The organism is Xanthobacter versatilis (assembly GCF_043193975.1).
Classification (GTDB): domain Bacteria; phylum Pseudomonadota; class Alphaproteobacteria; order Rhizobiales; family Xanthobacteraceae; genus Xanthobacter; species Xanthobacter autotrophicus_E.
This window is the reverse complement of record NZ_JBAFVB010000003.1, coordinates 272,130-286,636: the sequence shown is the minus strand read 5'-3', so window position 1 is coordinate 286,636 and position 14,507 is coordinate 272,130. Positions and strand designations below refer to the sequence as shown.

Here is a 14,507-nt window from a genome sequence, read left to right as displayed (position 1 = left end):
ATGCGCCGCACGCCCGCCGCGACGGGGCGCATCCTGTGCGGCACGGCACTTCAGTGTCAATTGATTTTCCTGAGAAGAAATAATTTCTGCCCCATGCGCAATATCGAGGCAGGGCAAAGGCCCATCGCCGCTAAGCGCGGCCATATCCGGCTGAAAATTGAGCGCCATGACGCCTAACGAATGGGCTTGCACAAGCCGCAATCATCGGCACAGTGTTTCTACGGCGTCAAAAAAGTTCACTGAGGGGAACAGACTGCCGCCTTCGCGAAGATCGCAACTGCGGGACGGCCCGGTCGGGGCGCCGGCCCAGGCGGAGCTTGAAATCATGTCCGATGTGAAGATGTGGGGCAAGGAAGAATTCTGGGGTCTCGGCTTCGAGTGGGATCCCCAATGGCTGCTCACGCCGGCGCAGAAGGAACTGCAGAAGAAGCTCATCGCCCTGTGCGAGACCACGCTTCGCGCCAACGCCGTCGAGAGCGACGCCAACTACGTCTACCCCCGCAAGAATTTCGAGGCTCTCGCCTCCCTCGGCCTGCTCGCGCTGAACGTGCCGAAGGAGCTGGGCGGACTGGGCGAGAATCACCTGTGCGCCGCCATGGTGGTGGAGACCATCGCCCGCTACGGCTGCCCCTCCACCGCCATGTGCTACACCATGCACCTGGGTGCCACGGCGGCCGCGCTCCTGCGCCACCACGACAACCCCATCCTCACCGACATCCTCAAGCGGCTGGACAAGGACGTGCTGATCGGCACCCTGTCCTATTCGGACCCCGAGACCGGCTCCCATTTCTGGTATCCCATCTCGTCCAAGGCGGAAGCCTATGGCGACGGCTGGAAGGTGACCAAGAAGGCCTCCTGGACCACCTCCGGCGGCTTTGCCGACTGGTACATCGTGCAGACCACCAGCCCCGGCTTTGCCGGGGACTATTCGGACCTGTCCTGCTTCCTCGTCACCAAGGACGAGGTGAAGGCGAACCCCTCCGAATGGGATGGCCTGGGCCTGCGCGGCAACCAGTCCGGCCCGATCGTGGTGGAAAACGCCATCCTGCCGAAGGACGCCCTGGTCGGCCCCATCGGCGACGGCGCCAAGTCCAACGACGAGGTGGTGGACCCGTTCTTCCTCACCTGCTCGTCGGCCTGCTGGAACGGCATTTCGCTGGCGGTCATCGACATCGCCAAGCGCCACACCACCCGCAAGACCCACAATGACGTGGGCATGCGCGTCGCCGACTATCCCACCATCCAGGACTATGTGGGCGAGGCGATCATGGACACCAATGCCTGCCGGGCGCTGGACTTCCAGATGGCGCAGGCGCTCGACAGCGTGACCAACAATTGCGACTGGTCCATCCACGCCGACGTGGACGCCCTGCCCCGCTCCGCCTTGCTGCACTGGCTGTGGCAGGTGAAGTTCGAGGCGGCCAAGAACGTGGCCCATGTGGTGGACAAGATGCTGCACGCCACCGGCGGCACCGGCTTCCGCCCGGCGCTCCAGATCGAGCGCTACCTGCGCGACGGCAAGGCCGGCTGGGTGATGGGCCCCACCAACGAGGTACTGCGCCAGTTCGTGGGCAAGGCCTCGCTGCTCGGCTTCGGCTCGCTGGACTACTGGAACAAGTCCATCAACGAGCGCGTGCTCAACAACGAGATCAAGAAGATGGACGACGCCGAGAAGCGGGCGCTGGCCGAAAAGCTGCTGGCCGAGATCCAGCCCGCGAAGGTGGCGTGAACGAGAAGGCTTGAAAAAGCGGGAGGGCGGCACGCGCTCACCCTCCCGCACCCGTCCTGCGGCTTTGCGCCATCCCTCCGAGCGCCTGCCATCAAGAGGGATTATCATGGATGCAGTGACCCATTTCAGAGAGTTCCGTTCGATGACTGCCATTGATCTCGACGCCCGTCTCGATCCGCGCGAATTGCGCAATGCCCTCGGCCGCTTCGCCACCGGCATCGCCGTGGTGATGGCGAAGGATTCCGAAGGACCCATGGGCGTCACGGTGAATTCCTTTTCCGCCGTTTCGCTGGATCCGCCGCTGATCCTGTTCTGCATGGCGCGCTCGCTCCATTCGCTGGAGCGGCTGGAGAAGGCAAAGGCCTACTCGGTCAACATCCTGCTGGAGCACCAGAAGGAAATCTCCAACCGCTTCGCCCGCGCCGGCGAGGACAAGTTCGCGGACACGCCGTGCGCCGACGGGCGGCTCGGCGCGCCGCGGCTGGAATCCGCCCATGCGGTCTTCGAGTGCGTGCCCTATGCCCATTATGACGGGGGCGACCATGTGATCTTCGTCGGCCGGGTGGTGCACATGCACACCGACGGCGAGGGCGATCCTCTTCTTTATTACCGCGGCAGTTACCGGCTGCTCGCGAGCCTCATGCAAGACAGCTGAACCAGAGGGCTGAATGGACGCTTCCCTCCTCCCGCCCGGCCCGTCGCGCAGCGCGCCCGCCACCCGCCCCCGCGAATGCGTGGTGGTGCGCGGCGGCGGTGTGGCCGCGATCGTGCTCGGTGCCGGCGACGCCATCGCGATCCACGACGGCGAAGGGCTACAGCCGGCCCTCGTGTTCGCCATCGATGGCGAAGGGCGGGCGGACAGCACCGTGCTCGGCCTCGAAGGCCCGGCCGATGCGGGCCTCGCGGAGGTGTTGGCTCTGGGGGGAGAGGGGAGCGCGCAGGTGGCGCATGCGCTGGCGGCGCGGGGGATCGCGCCGGCGGCCGTGACCGGGCACATAGTGCTCGCCGGCGATCATTCGGCACAGACGCAGGTCGTGCTCACGGCGCGGCGCGAGGTTCTGGTGGTGGTGGCGGCCCCCGGCGGCCCCATGGCGCCCGATGGGCAGGACGCGCCGACCGACATCGAAGTCACCGTCACCCGCGCCCCCGGCAACGAACGCCCGCTGCCGGAGCCTTTGGCCGAGCCGACGCTCGACCTCAGGGTCCCGGCTGCAGAGGCCCGCGCCTTCCGGGTGAAGGCCGGTGACTATATCCAGATCATCGACGTGGACGGACGCCAGTGCTCGGATTTCCTCGCCTTCGACGCGGCGGCGCTGGAGCAGGGCGCGGAATTCGGCCTCGACGCCACCACCACCCGCACCCTCATGGGCGCCGCCTATCCGGGGCCGGGGCTGCACTCGAAATATTATGACGAGCGCCAGATCCCGCTGGTGGAGGTGATCCGCGACACGGTGGGCCGGCACGACACCTTCGCGCTCGCCTGCTCCGCCAAATATTACGAGGACATGGGCTATCCGGGTCACGCCAATTGCTCGGACAATTTCAACGCGGTGCTTGCGCCCTACGGCATCCGCACGCGCGCCGGCTGGCCGGCCATCAACTTCTTCTACAATACCGCCGTGGACCACACCAACGCGCTCACCATGGACGAGCCCTGGTCGCGGCCCGGCGACTATGTGCTGATGAAGGCGCTCACCGACCTCGTTTGCGCCACCTCGTCCTGCGCCGACGACATCGACCCGGCCAACGGCTGGGTGCCCACCGACATCCATGTGCGCGTCTATGACGGCGCCGAGAGCTTCTCCAAGGGGACCGCATTCCGCATGAATGCCGCAGCCGAGCCGCGCCTGACGCGCGAGAGCGCCTTTCATCCGCGCCTGGCGCAGATGACCCGCAGCTTCGTGGAGTATCGCGGCTTCTGGCTGCCCACCTGCTTCACCGGCGAGGGTCCCATCGCCGAATACTGGGCCTGCCGCGAGACGGCGGCGGTGATGGACCTCTCCCCTTTGCGCAAGTTCGAGGTGACCGGGCCGGACGCCGAGCTGCTGCTCCAGCGCACGGTGACGCGCGACATGCGCAAGCTGGCGGTGGGACAGGTGGTCTACACGGCGCTGACCTACGACCATGGCGGCATGATCGACGACGCCACCATCTTCCGCCTCGCGCCGTCCAACTTCCGGGTGGTGTGCGGGGAGGAATTCACCGGCGCCTGGCTGCGGGACAAGGCGAACGAATGGGGGCTGAACGCCTTCGTGCGCTCCTCCACCGACCAGTTGCACAATATCGCGGTGCAGGGGCCGCTCTCCCGCGAGATCCTCGCCGAGGTGATCTGGACCGGCCCGACGCAGCCCGCCATTGCCGAGCTGAAATGGTTCCGTTTCGCCGTGGCCCGGCTCAGCGGCCCCATGGGGCCGGCGCTGGTGGTCTCGCGCACCGGCTATACGGGGGAGCTCGGCTACGAGATCTGGTGCCACCCGAAGGATGCGGGCGCGGTCTTCGACGCCGTGTGGGCGGCGGGTGTGCCGAAAGGCATGAAGCCGCTGGGCCTTGCCGCCCTCGACATGCTGCGCATCGAGGCGGGGCTGGTGTTCGCCGGATATGATTTCTGCGACCAGACCGACCCGTTCGAGGCCGGCATCGGATTCGCAGTGGCGGAGAAGGAGGAGGATTTCGTGGGCAAGGCGGCGCTCATGCGGCGCAAGGCCAGTCCGGCCCGCAAGATGGTGGGCTTGAGGATCGAGGGCAATGACGCGGTCGGCCACGGCGACCCGCTCTACATGGGCCGCGCGCAGGTGGGTGTCGTCACCAGCGCCACCCATTCGCCCATCCTGAAAGGCCAGATCGCGCTGGCGCGGATCGATGTCGCCCATGGGGCCACGGGCACGCAGGTGGAGATCGGCAAGCTGGACGGCCTGAAAAAACGCATCGGCGCCGAGATCGTGCCCTTCCCGCACTTCGACCCGCAGAAGACCCGGGTGCGTGCCTGACGGGCGATGCACGGCGGCCGATCGAGCTTTCGGCCGCTAATGCCATGTATTGCTTTGAAGACCTCCAGACGACATTTCGTCTGGAGGTATTTTCGCGTGCGTAATTCGCAAGTTATTGAAATTCAAGCACAATCAAAATTCAAAAAACCACTCAAACTAACCTTGCGTCATCCGCACATCTTGATTGACAAATTTTTTTCTTGCCGAGAAACTCCCTCGCATAAAAATGAGGGGAACCACATGAGCATTGCAGCAACCACCGGGGCCGCCGCCCCCCCAGAGGCCGGCACACTTCAACGCAAGATCAGCTGGACCGGAGCGTTCTGGATCGCGAGCGGGGTGCCCGCGCTCGTGCTGTTCTCCATCGGCGCCATCGGCGCCACGGTGGGCGCGCCGGCCTGGTTCGTGTGGATCCTGTCCATCATCTTCGGCTTCATCCAGGCCTTCTCCTATGCGGAGATCGCCGGCCTGTTCCCGCACAAGTCAGGCGGCGCCTCGGTCTATGGCGCCATCGCCTGGGTGCGCTACGGCAAGCTGCTCGCACCCTTCTCGGTATGGTGCAACTGGCTGGCCTGGTCGCCGGTGCTATCCATCGGCTCCGGCCTCGCGGCGGGCTATGTGCTGTCCATCCTGTTCCCGGCGGATGCCGCCATCAACACCTGGCAGCTCACCCTCGTGGATCTCGGCTGGCTGAAGACGGGCCTTGCCCTGCGCCTCAACGCCACCTTCTTCCTCGGCGCCGCGCTGCTGCTCGTCGCCTTCGCCATCCAGCACCGCGGCATCAGCCAGACCGCGCGGGTGCAGGTGATCCTGGGCGTGGTGGCGCTGCTGCCGCTGGTGCTCATCGGCGTCGTGCCCCTCATCACCGGCGACGTGCTGGCGGCCCATCTCGGCCCGTTCGCGCCGCTCGCCAAGGACGAGGCGGGCAAGGTCATCGCCGGGTCGTGGGACATGGCCGGCATCACCCTAATGGCCGGCGGCCTGTTCATCGCCGCCTGGTCCACCTACGGCTTCGAGACCGCAGTCTGCTACACGCGCGAGTTCAAGGACCCCAAGACCGACACCTTCAAGGCCATCCTCTATTCGGGCCTCCTGTGCATCTTCGTCTTCACCATCGTGCCCATCTCGTTCCAGGGCGTGCTCGGCCTCGGCCAGCTGGTGACGCCGGCGGTGGTGGACGCCTCCGGCACGGTGACGACGCCTGCGGTCTATGACGGCATCCTGTCCGCCGACATCTATTCCGGCATGGGCGTCGCCAGTGCCATGGCGGACATGATCAAGGGCGGGCCCATCGTCCACCATGTCATCGTGGTGATGCTGATCCTCGCCCTCATGCTCGCCATCATCACCTCCATGGCAGGCTCCTCGCGCACCCTCTACCAGGCGTCCGTGGATGGCTGGCTGCCCAAGTACCTCAGCCACGTGAACGAGAATGGCGCGCCCACCAAGGCCATGTGGACCGACCTCGGCTTCAACCTCATCCTGCTGATGATGTCGGACTACGTGTTCATCCTCGCCATCTCCAACGTCTGCTACATCCTGTTCAACTTCCTCAACCTCAACGCCGCCTGGATGCATCGCATCGACCGGCCGAACTGGGAACGCCCGTTCAAGGCGCCCACCTGGCTCATCGCCATGGGCACGGTGCTGGCCTACGTGAACCTGTTCCTGCTCGGCATGGGCGCGGACATCTGGGGTGCCGGCACGCTGGTGACGGGGCTCGTGGTCTCGGCCGCCATCATCCCGGTCTTCCTGTTCCGCCATTATGTGACGGACAAGGGTCAGTTCCCGGCGGCGATGATGGAGGACATGCACCTGAAATCCGAAACCGGCGCCGGCACCAGGGCGGGCCTCCTGCCCTACCTCGCCCTCGCCTTGGGTGCCGGTGTGATCATCGTGGCGCGCACCCTCGCGGTCTACTGAGCGGAGACAAGATGAGCGATCAAGGCATCAAGAGCCGGCCCAAGTACCAGCCGATCGCGCCGGATCCGCAGGGCCGGCACCATCTGCTGGTCGTGGACGGACCCGACGTCCCGGTCGAGGCTTTGGCGGAGGGGGTCACCCCCTCCGCCTTCGAGGTGTGGACGGTGGCGCGCAAAAGCGCCGTGCCCGGCAGCGCGGCCATGGACGAGGAAGCCGGCGCGGTGCGCGTGTTCCGTGCCGTGCCCCACCTGTTCTCGGCGCTTGAGGAGCGGCTCGCCCGCGAGACCATGGGCCTGCGCCTCTACGCCGCCGGGACCGAGCCGTTCCTGTGGGACGCCAACGGCATCGGCGCGCGCGCCGGGCTCAGCCCGCAGGAAATGGCCTTCGCCCATGTGGGGACGCAGGCGCGGCGCATCTTCTGCGTCCATTGCCGCACGGTGATGGAAGGCGTCACCACCTCCATCACCACCTGCGCGGGATGCGGGGCGCCCCTGTTCGTGCGCGATCATTTCTCGCGGCGGCTCGCCGCCTTCATGGCCGTGCAGGTCGATGCGGAAGTGCCGGGCGAGGTGCCGCAGGCCGAGGAGCTGTATTCATGACCGCCGGAGATCCGTTGCAAGTGCGCGTGCGCGACATCGTCGAGCTGGCGCCGAGCCTCAAGCGCTTCTCGTTCGAGCCGGCCCATGGCGGCCTGTTCCCCACCCCGCCGGCGGGCGGCCATGTGATGCTCACCCTGCGCGACGGTGCCCGGGTGATGAAGAACGCCTATTCCCTGGTTTCGGCCCCCATGGACCGCGCGCGCTACGACATCATCGTGCGCCTCGTGGCCCAGTCGCGCGGCGGCTCTGCCTTCCTCCACCGCAAGGTTGCGCCCGGCGACGTGCTGGAGATGGCGCGCCCGGTGAGCCTGTTCCCGCTGGCCTCCAGCGCGAAGAAGCACCTGCTCATCGGCGGCGGCATCGGCATCACCCCCCTGCTCTCGTTTCTGCCGGAGCTGAAGGCGCGCGGCGCCCGCTTCGAGCTGCACCAGCTGTCCGGCGGCGAGGAGGCCCCCGTGTTCGAGCGCCTGCTCACGCCTTATGCCGCGGGCGAGGAAATCCGCGTCCATGGCGGCGGCCGCGCCGCCTTCGACCTCGCCGGCCTGCTGTCGCGCCAGCCTTTGGGCACCCATGTCTATGTCTGCGGGCCGCACGCCCTGATGGATGCGGTGACGACCACCGCCGCCGCCTTGGGCTGGCCCAAGGGCAAGGTCCACAAGGAGAGCTTCGGCGGCGGCGGTGGCGGCTTGCCGTTCCGCGCCCTCCTCAAGCGCTCCGGCATCGAGGTGGAGGTCGGCGAGAGCCAGAGCCTGCTGGAAGCCATCGAGGCGGCAGGCGTCGAGGCGCCCTGCCTGTGCCGGGGCGGCGCCTGCGGCGAATGCCGGACCGAGGTCATCGAGGGCGAGGTGGACCACCGCGACGACTTCCTCTCCGAACAGGAGAAGGCGAGCGGCAAGCTGGTCCTGACCTGCGTCTCCCGCGCCCGCGGCCCGCGCCTCGTGCTCGATCTCTAGAATCCCGGAAGGATCATCCCATGACCGTCCAGTTCAAGCCCGCCGAGACCTTCCGCGACACCTTCACCTACCGGAAGTCGCCGGAGGACATCCTGCGCTTTCCCTTCCCGTTCCCCGAAGACGAATACATGTATTCGGTGAACATCGAGCCCCATGTGAAGGGCGGCCCCTCGCCGGCGTTCCAGGCGACGTTCGACATCGACGAGCACTATATCGCCGAGTGCCGCGAGCGCGAGCGGGTGCTGAAGGAGGATCCCAAGCGCTGCCAGGTGCTGCCGCACATGCTGGCGGCGGAGTGGGACAGCCTGGAGCTCATCATGGAGAGCCTGGCGCAGGACTATCCCGAGCACTTCTCCCTGACCAAGGCCGGCGACCTGTGGACCTGGGTGAACCGGCCGCTCGGCATCCACCAGAGCTTCACCTTCGGCAAGGTTGAGACCCTGCCCTGCGGGCCGTTCGAATACATCACCCGGCAGGCGCAGGGCGACTTCACCCTGCAGGACCAGCGCGACGACAATTTGTTCGTGGACGGCGGCATGGTCACCACCCAGGCCGACTGGTCGCTTGAATTCGACATCGGCATGAGCTTCCACGAATGGCACGGCCCGGTGCCGGTGGCCCATGAGAAAGGCGTGTTCGACCGCGCCCTGAAATACCTGCTGCGCCTGCAATACGGCCAGCCGGTGCGCCGCCTCAACTGGACCATGACGGTCAATCCGCGCCTCGACACCTCGCCGGAGAATTATCCGGTGTGGGGGCCGGACAAGGCCAGCGTCACGCCGGAGAACGTGGCCGACAAGGTGCACCTGCGGGTGGAGTTGCAGACCCTCTATCGCCTGCCGCGCTCCAACGCGATCCTGTTCGGCATCCGCTGCTACCTCACCAGCGTGGCCGACATCGCCCGGGTACCGAAATGGCGCCGCCGCCTGCACCGGGTGCTGCGGGACCTCCACCCCGACATCGCCGCCTACAAGGGCCTGCCCCGCTTCCGCCAGATGGTAGTGGACCATCTCGCCCCGCTGGACGACGGCACCCCCACCTCCAAGGGCATCGCGCCGGACACGGACGCGCTGGCGGGGTGACGACGGGGCGCCGGCTTCAGACTGGAGCTTTGCGGCGGTTGACTTGACGCAACGACACCACGACCGTGCTAGGTAAGGTGTCGTGCGTGGAGGAAACCAAAATGCTCCAGAATATGAAGAGCGTTCTTATCGGGATGACGGAAGAAGGCATCGACGAGCCCTCTTCCGCCCTCGCCTACGGCCTGTCCCTGGCGCAGAAGGCCGGCGCCCATGCCACCATCCAGGCCGCCTCGCTGAAGGTGGTCATGGGCAATACCTTCGTGAGCAACGTGGCCTCCGGCCTCGTGGCTGCCCACAACCGCCGCCTGCGCCACCTCGCCGACGCCGTCGCAGAAAAGGCGCGGGGCGATGCGGCAGCGGCCGGGGTTGCCGCCTCGGTGGAAACGCCGCAGCTGTCCTACCCCCAGTTGGTGGAAACCTTCATCGCCCAGGCCCGCGTCCACGACATTTCGGTTCTGGACGCGGAAACCGCGACGGTGAACGCCGACCGGGGCCTGATCGAGGGCCTACTGTTCGAGAGCGGACGCCCGTTGCTCGTCGTCCCGCCCGGCTTCGACAGCTTCCGGCACCATCGCGTGCTGGTGGCATGGGATGCCAGCGCCCGCGCGGTGCGGGCGGTGAACGACGCCATGGACATCCTCAAGGCGGCCGCCTCGGTGGAGCTGCTCGCCATCGGCACGGAAAAGGAGCTGGCGCACGAAGTGCCCGGCGCCGAGCTTGCCCCCCACCTCGTCCGCCACGGCGTGAACGTGAGCGTGAAGAACCTGGTCGCGGGGCCGGAGGGCATCGCCGGCACGCTGCGCGAGCAGGCCTCCCTCATCGACGCGGACCTGATCGTCATGGGCGCGTTCAACCATTCCCGCGTGCGCGAATGGGTGCTGGGCGGGGTCACCCAGTCGCTGCTGGAGGACTGCAAGGTCCCCCTGTTCATGTCCTACTGATCGTCCCGCGCCGCTTAAAAGGAGCGCTCGCATCGCCTCAGGCGGCGGGCGCCTTCCCTGCCGGGCTTGGACCCTTACCTCAGCTCACCGGCTGCCAGTGCCCGTCCGCCGCGCGGCAGGCGGCACCGCGCGCGATCTGCGGGCGGTTGTCGATGTAGATGGTGTGGGAATAGTCGCGGCAGCTCTGGAAGCCTGCGCGATTATAGGGCGGCCCGGCCACGACCGTACCGTGGGTGCCGTTCTCGCCCTTCCAGCCGATGGGATAGCCGGGGCCGCCGGTTTCCAGGGCCGAGATTTCCGCGTCATAAGCGCGGCGCCGGTCGCCCTCGTCGAGGCCATTGCCGATGCCGCCGCTGATCAGCCCGCCCGAGACCGCCCCGCTCATGACCGGGGCCGTGGGCAGCGCCGCCTGGGCCGCGATGGAACGCCCCGGCCCGGTCTCCGTCGCACAGCCGCCCAGGGCGGCAGCGAGGACGGCGAGGGCACAGAAGCGGACGCAAACCATGCGGGCGGGCATCGGATGGGGTCTCACGCGCGGGGACAATGGGGCGACACCAAGGCTCCCCTTCCTCTTAAGCGGTCGCGGGCCGCCTGAAAACAGCCTTCGCGACACGGCCGCCACGGGCGCGTCACTGGAGCGCAGCGGGGCGCAGCTGTGGCGCGGCAGCACCCTTCACGAGGCGGCGGCCGGCGGTGGCGGCGCGGCGGCCGGCAGCACCAGTTCAGTGCGCAGGCCGCCGATGGGCGCGGAACTCAGCTCGAAGCGGCCGCCGTAGAGCAGCGCCAGTTCGTGCACGATGGACAGGCCGAGCCCGGAACCCGGCTTCGATTCGTCGAGCCGCCGCCCGCGCCGGCCCACGTCCACCCGACGCGCCGGGTCGAGCCCCGGCCCGTCGTCGTCGATGATGACGTGGAAGAACACCCGGTCGCCGGGGGACTTGGGCTGGCCGACGCAGACCTCCAGCTCGACCCGGGACGAGGCCCACTTGCAGGCATTGTCCACGAGGTTGCCCACCATCTCCTCCAGGTCCTGCTGCTCGCCGCGGAAGTGAACGTCGTCGCGGATGTGGACCTCGATGGCGAGGTCCTTGGTGCGGTGGATCTTCTCCATGGTGCGGGCCAGCGCGGTCATGACGGGGGTCACCTCGCACACGCTCGCCACCATGGAGACGCGGGCAGCCATGCGCGCGCGCTCCAGGTGGTGGGCCACCTGGTCGCGCATGACCCCGGCCTGGTCGCGCACCCGGACGGCGAGGGGATCGTCCCTGGTGCCGGCCTCGTTCATCAGCACCGAGAGCGGCGTCTTGAGGGCGTGGGCCAGGTTGCCCACATGGGTGCGGGCACGCTCCACGATCTCCTTGTTGGCATCGATGAGGGCGTTGACCTCCCGCACCAGCGGCACGATCTCGTCCGGATAGGGGCCATCCAGCCGCTCCGCCTTGCCGGAGCGCACGTCGGCGAGCACCTTCGAGATGCGTGTCAGCGGCATGAGGCCGAACCGCACCTGCACCATCACCACCAGCAGGAAGGCGCAGGCGAGCACCACCAGCGTGCCGGCCAGCGCCAGGTTGAAGGCGGAAATCTCCTCGTCCAGCTCGGAGGCCACCGCCGCCACCGACACCACGTAGCGCTCGTTGGCGCCGAGATCCACGTCGCGCTCGGCAAGGCGCAGCGCTTCCCCGCGCGGGCCCTTCACATAGCCCTGGCGCATGAGGCCGGGCCGGCCGGTGATGCCCTGGGCGGCGAGCAGCGGCAGCGTGCCCTGCACCAGCGAGCGCGAGCTGCGCCGCCGGGGCTCGCCATTGGAAACGAGGGTGATCTGCCAGTACCAGCCGGAATTGGGAAAGGCGAACAGGGGATCGCCGAGGGCCACCGGCTCGGGGAGCGCATCGTCGGTGGCGTTGGCGACCTCGGCCACGATGGTCTTGAGATACACGTCGAGCCGCCGGTCGAAGGCGCGCTCGGCGGCGGTGCGGTAGAGCGAGGACAGCACGAATCCCACCACCAGCAGCACCACCAAGGTGATGCCCATAGCCGACAGCACCAGCCGGAAGGCGAGTGAGCCGGGGGCGTATTCGGAAGGCCGCGACGCTGTTTCCATGATTGTTGCGCGCCTTAGCGCTGCCCCTCCGGCGCGGCCAGCAGATAGCCGAGGCCGCGCACGGTCTGGATCACGTCGCAGTCGAGCTTCTTCCGCAGGCGCCCGACGAACACCTCGATGGTGTTGGAATCGCGATCGAAATCCTGATCGTAGAGGTGCTCCACCAGCTCCCCGCGCGACACCACGCGCCCGGCATGGTGCATGAGATAGCTCAGCAGCCGGTATTCATGGGAGGTGAGCTTGACCGCAGTGCCCTCCACCGTGACCCGGCCGGAGCGGGTGTCGAGCCGCACCGGCCCGCAGGTCATCTCGCTGGAAGCGTGGCCGGAGGCGCGGCGCAGCAGGGCGCGGAGGCGGGCCAGAACCTCCTCCATGTGGAACGGCTTGGCCACATAGTCGTCGGCGCCGGCATCGAAGCCCTGCACCTTGTCGCTCCAGCGATCGCGGGCGGTGAGGATCAGCACCGGCGTGACCTTGCCGGCGCGGCGCCAGCTCTCCAGCACAGAGATGCCGTCGAGCTTGGGCAGGCCGATGTCGAGGACGATGGCATCGTAGGGCTCGGTCTCGCCCAGATACTGCCCCTCCTCGCCGTCATAGGCGCGATCCACCGCATAGCCCGCGTCGGACAGGGCCTCGACCAGCTGTCGGTTCAGTTCGGGATCGTCCTCGACCACCAAAAGACGCACAGGTTTCCTCCGGCTTCGGCTTCCACCTCTTAGATCACGCGCCAGCCGGCCGGCATCCCCCTTTTGGAGGGATAACGTTTTCATCCGCGCCGCCCGGCCGGTCGAGAATGACAGAGGAGCGCGGCGGAGCAAGCGTGAACGGCGCCGCAGGCCGCCGCGCGCCGGAAATCGCGACGGTTCATGTCCAGCCGCACAGGCGGCGGCCCACGGCATTATGGGCCTTCGCCTGGCGGATGGTCTCGTCGCTGTCGGCCGCCGACCAGCGGATGGGCTGGGCGGCGCCGCAATAGACCTTACTCGCGCCGGAACCCGTCGTCGTCGCGCAGCCGGCGAGCATCGCCATCGCGCCGATCAGCGCCAGAGCGCGCAGCACGGGCCGTATCGAGGATGCGCTCGGCATCGCGTTCTCCTTCCTTGATGGCGTGGGAATAGCCCTGCTGCGCCCCCTTCCGGTGCGCAATGGCGAAGGCGAGCACGGCCGCCGCCGCGAGCGCCGCGCGCGGTCCGGCAAGCCATGCCAGCGCCGCGACGGCGAGAAGACCCGCCATGCCCCAGAGCCACCAGGGCACGCCATAGCCGAGAAGATGGGCAAGGCCGCTCACGACGCCGGCCCCGCGGGCAGGAGGTCGAGGATTGCCGCCCGGCGGGCCCCGGCGCGGGCGCTCCACCACACATAGGCGATGCCGCCCAGCGTGAGGGCGAGGCCCAGCAGCGTGAGCCCCGTGAAGACCAGCGCCAGCGTCGAGGACGCCTGCGCGTGGGGGGCGATCTGGCGCGCCGCCTCGGACACGGCGGACGCGGCGATGCCGCCCGCCGCCGCTCCGGCGCCGGCCTGCGGCCTCGGCGCCGCGCGGGCGCTGGCGACCGGCGCCTTGCCGGACGCTCCGCCCTGCGCGGCGGTGCGATGGCCCTCCAGCACCGGGATGCGGCGGGCCGGTGCGCTACCCGCAACCCACGCCTTGCCGGCCTTGCGCACGTCCTCCACCCGCCGGCCCCAGCCGCGGCCGAACACCGGCCAGGTGCGAAGCGCCTTGAGCATGGCGAGGCGGCGGTCGCAGATGTCGTCCACGAGCCGCGCCGGCGCGGTCTCCGCCGCCGCGCGGGCGGCGGCCAGGGTCACCGCCCCCATCTCGGCGTCCGCCGGCAGGCCCAGCGCCCGCTGCAGCCATTTGACCGACTGGCCCGGACCGGAATTCACCGCCCCGTCGAACACCACATAGTCGATGCCCTCCGGCAGTTCGTCGGCGCGGATGGCGTCCCAATACTGGCGGCGGTAGATCTCCTGGAGCTCCTCCTCCTCGATCTCGCGCACCGGGCGCACCGCAAGCCCCTTGCCGCGCCGGTAGCCGTCATAGACCCGCTGGATGATGCCCTTCATGGTCGGGCCGCCGGGGTCGTCGGGATGGTTGGAATAGCCGCCCTCGTGGCGCAGCACGGCGGTGAGCGCCGGCGCGAAGCTGGTCTTGGCCATGGATGTCCCCTGATGGGTTGAAAAGAGGCGGCGGC

At 68.1% G+C, this 14,507-nt stretch carries 13 protein-coding genes; 8 read left to right on the top strand and 5 right to left on the bottom strand.

What is annotated here, in order from left to right; translation table 11 throughout:
• Window positions 1-325 precede the first annotated feature (325 nt).
• From V5F66_RS08850 to V5F66_RS08815, 8 genes are all read left to right on the top strand, one after another.
• Complete coding sequence (locus V5F66_RS08850; protein WP_041575696.1) at window positions 326-1,729, top strand: acyl-CoA dehydrogenase family protein; 1,404 nt, start codon at window positions 326-328, stop codon at window positions 1,727-1,729.
• A 142-nt stretch (window positions 1,730-1,871) separates the two neighbouring features.
• On the top strand, window positions 1,872-2,384 hold the full coding sequence (locus V5F66_RS08845) for a flavin reductase family protein (protein WP_394051574.1): 513 nt from the start codon (window positions 1,872-1,874) through the stop codon (window positions 2,382-2,384).
• 13 nt (window positions 2,385-2,397) lie between these two features.
• Entirely contained in the window at window positions 2,398-4,716 is a 2,319-nt protein-coding gene (locus tag V5F66_RS08840; protein ID WP_394093665.1) for a DUF1989 domain-containing protein, read from the top strand.
• Window positions 4,717-4,956: 240 nt separating this feature from the next.
• Entirely contained in the window at window positions 4,957-6,639 is a 1,683-nt protein-coding gene (locus V5F66_RS08835) for an APC family permease (protein ID WP_012115160.1), read from the top strand.
• Window positions 6,640-6,650: 11 nt separating this feature from the next.
• Window positions 6,651-7,238 (top strand): dimethylamine monooxygenase subunit DmmA family protein, encoded by a 588-nt coding sequence (locus tag V5F66_RS08830; protein WP_012115159.1) that lies wholly within the window; start codon window positions 6,651-6,653, stop codon window positions 7,236-7,238.
• Window positions 7,235-8,191, top strand: a complete 957-nt coding sequence (locus tag V5F66_RS08825) for a PDR/VanB family oxidoreductase (RefSeq protein WP_394093664.1) — start codon at window positions 7,235-7,237, stop codon at window positions 8,189-8,191. Before V5F66_RS08830 ends, V5F66_RS08825 begins: the two co-directional genes overlap by 4 nt.
• 20 nt (window positions 8,192-8,211) lie before the next feature.
• A complete protein-coding gene (locus V5F66_RS08820; protein ID WP_394093663.1) occupies window positions 8,212-9,273 on the top strand; it encodes a heme-dependent oxidative N-demethylase family protein in 1,062 nt (353 codons plus the stop codon).
• 101 nt (window positions 9,274-9,374) lie between these two features.
• Entirely contained in the window at window positions 9,375-10,214 is an 840-nt protein-coding gene (locus V5F66_RS08815; protein ID WP_012115156.1) for a universal stress protein, read from the top strand.
• Window positions 10,215-10,293: 79 nt separating this feature from the next.
• On the opposite strand, the gene V5F66_RS08810 is transcribed toward V5F66_RS08815, so the two are convergent.
• From V5F66_RS08810 to V5F66_RS08790, 5 genes are all read right to left on the bottom strand, one after another.
• Window positions 10,294-10,731, bottom strand: coding sequence for a LipA a lipoprotein (locus V5F66_RS08810; RefSeq protein WP_012115155.1), 438 nt, complete (start codon window positions 10,729-10,731; stop codon window positions 10,294-10,296).
• Window positions 10,732-10,887: 156 nt separating this feature from the next.
• Window positions 10,888-12,315: a sensor histidine kinase gene (locus V5F66_RS08805; protein WP_394093662.1), complete on the bottom strand. Its 1,428-nt coding sequence runs from the start codon at window positions 12,313-12,315 to the stop codon at window positions 10,888-10,890.
• A 14-nt stretch (window positions 12,316-12,329) separates the two neighbouring features.
• The gene (locus V5F66_RS08800; RefSeq protein ID WP_012115153.1) at window positions 12,330-13,001 is read right to left on the bottom strand and encodes a response regulator transcription factor; all 672 of its coding nucleotides are present in this window, start codon (window positions 12,999-13,001) and stop codon (window positions 12,330-12,332) included.
• 293 nt (window positions 13,002-13,294) lie between these two features.
• Window positions 13,295-13,603: a hypothetical protein gene (locus V5F66_RS08795; RefSeq protein WP_081437070.1), complete on the bottom strand. Its 309-nt coding sequence runs from the start codon at window positions 13,601-13,603 to the stop codon at window positions 13,295-13,297.
• Window positions 13,600-14,472 (bottom strand): glycoside hydrolase family 108 protein, encoded by an 873-nt coding sequence (locus V5F66_RS08790; RefSeq protein WP_394093661.1) that lies wholly within the window; start codon window positions 14,470-14,472, stop codon window positions 13,600-13,602. Before V5F66_RS08790 ends, V5F66_RS08795 begins: the two co-directional genes overlap by 4 nt.
• Window positions 14,473-14,507: the final 35 nt, after the last annotated feature.

What these genes read in the sequence shown, in the direction of transcription:
- V5F66_RS08825 (WP_394093664.1), top strand. Translation starts at nt 7,235, where the DNA reads ATGACCGCCGGAGATCCGTTGCAAGTGCGCGTGCGCGACATCGTCGAG.
- V5F66_RS08805 (WP_394093662.1), bottom strand. Translation starts at nt 12,315, where the DNA reads ATGGAAACAGCGTCGCGGCCTTCCGAATACGCCCCCGGCTCACTCGCC.
- V5F66_RS08840 (WP_394093665.1), top strand. Translation starts at nt 2,398, where the DNA reads ATGGACGCTTCCCTCCTCCCGCCCGGCCCGTCGCGCAGCGCGCCCGCC.
- V5F66_RS08845 (WP_394051574.1), top strand. Translation starts at nt 1,872, where the DNA reads ATGACTGCCATTGATCTCGACGCCCGTCTCGATCCGCGCGAATTGCGC.
- V5F66_RS08815 (WP_012115156.1), top strand. Translation starts at nt 9,375, where the DNA reads ATGCTCCAGAATATGAAGAGCGTTCTTATCGGGATGACGGAAGAAGGC.
- V5F66_RS08850 (WP_041575696.1), top strand. Translation starts at nt 326, where the DNA reads ATGTCCGATGTGAAGATGTGGGGCAAGGAAGAATTCTGGGGTCTCGGC.
- V5F66_RS08790 (WP_394093661.1), bottom strand. Translation starts at nt 14,472, where the DNA reads ATGGCCAAGACCAGCTTCGCGCCGGCGCTCACCGCCGTGCTGCGCCAC.
- V5F66_RS08835 (WP_012115160.1), top strand. Translation starts at nt 4,957, where the DNA reads ATGAGCATTGCAGCAACCACCGGGGCCGCCGCCCCCCCAGAGGCCGGC.
- V5F66_RS08830 (WP_012115159.1), top strand. Translation starts at nt 6,651, where the DNA reads ATGAGCGATCAAGGCATCAAGAGCCGGCCCAAGTACCAGCCGATCGCG.
- V5F66_RS08810 (WP_012115155.1), bottom strand. Translation starts at nt 10,731, where the DNA reads ATGCCCGCCCGCATGGTTTGCGTCCGCTTCTGTGCCCTCGCCGTCCTC.
- V5F66_RS08820 (WP_394093663.1), top strand. Translation starts at nt 8,212, where the DNA reads ATGACCGTCCAGTTCAAGCCCGCCGAGACCTTCCGCGACACCTTCACC.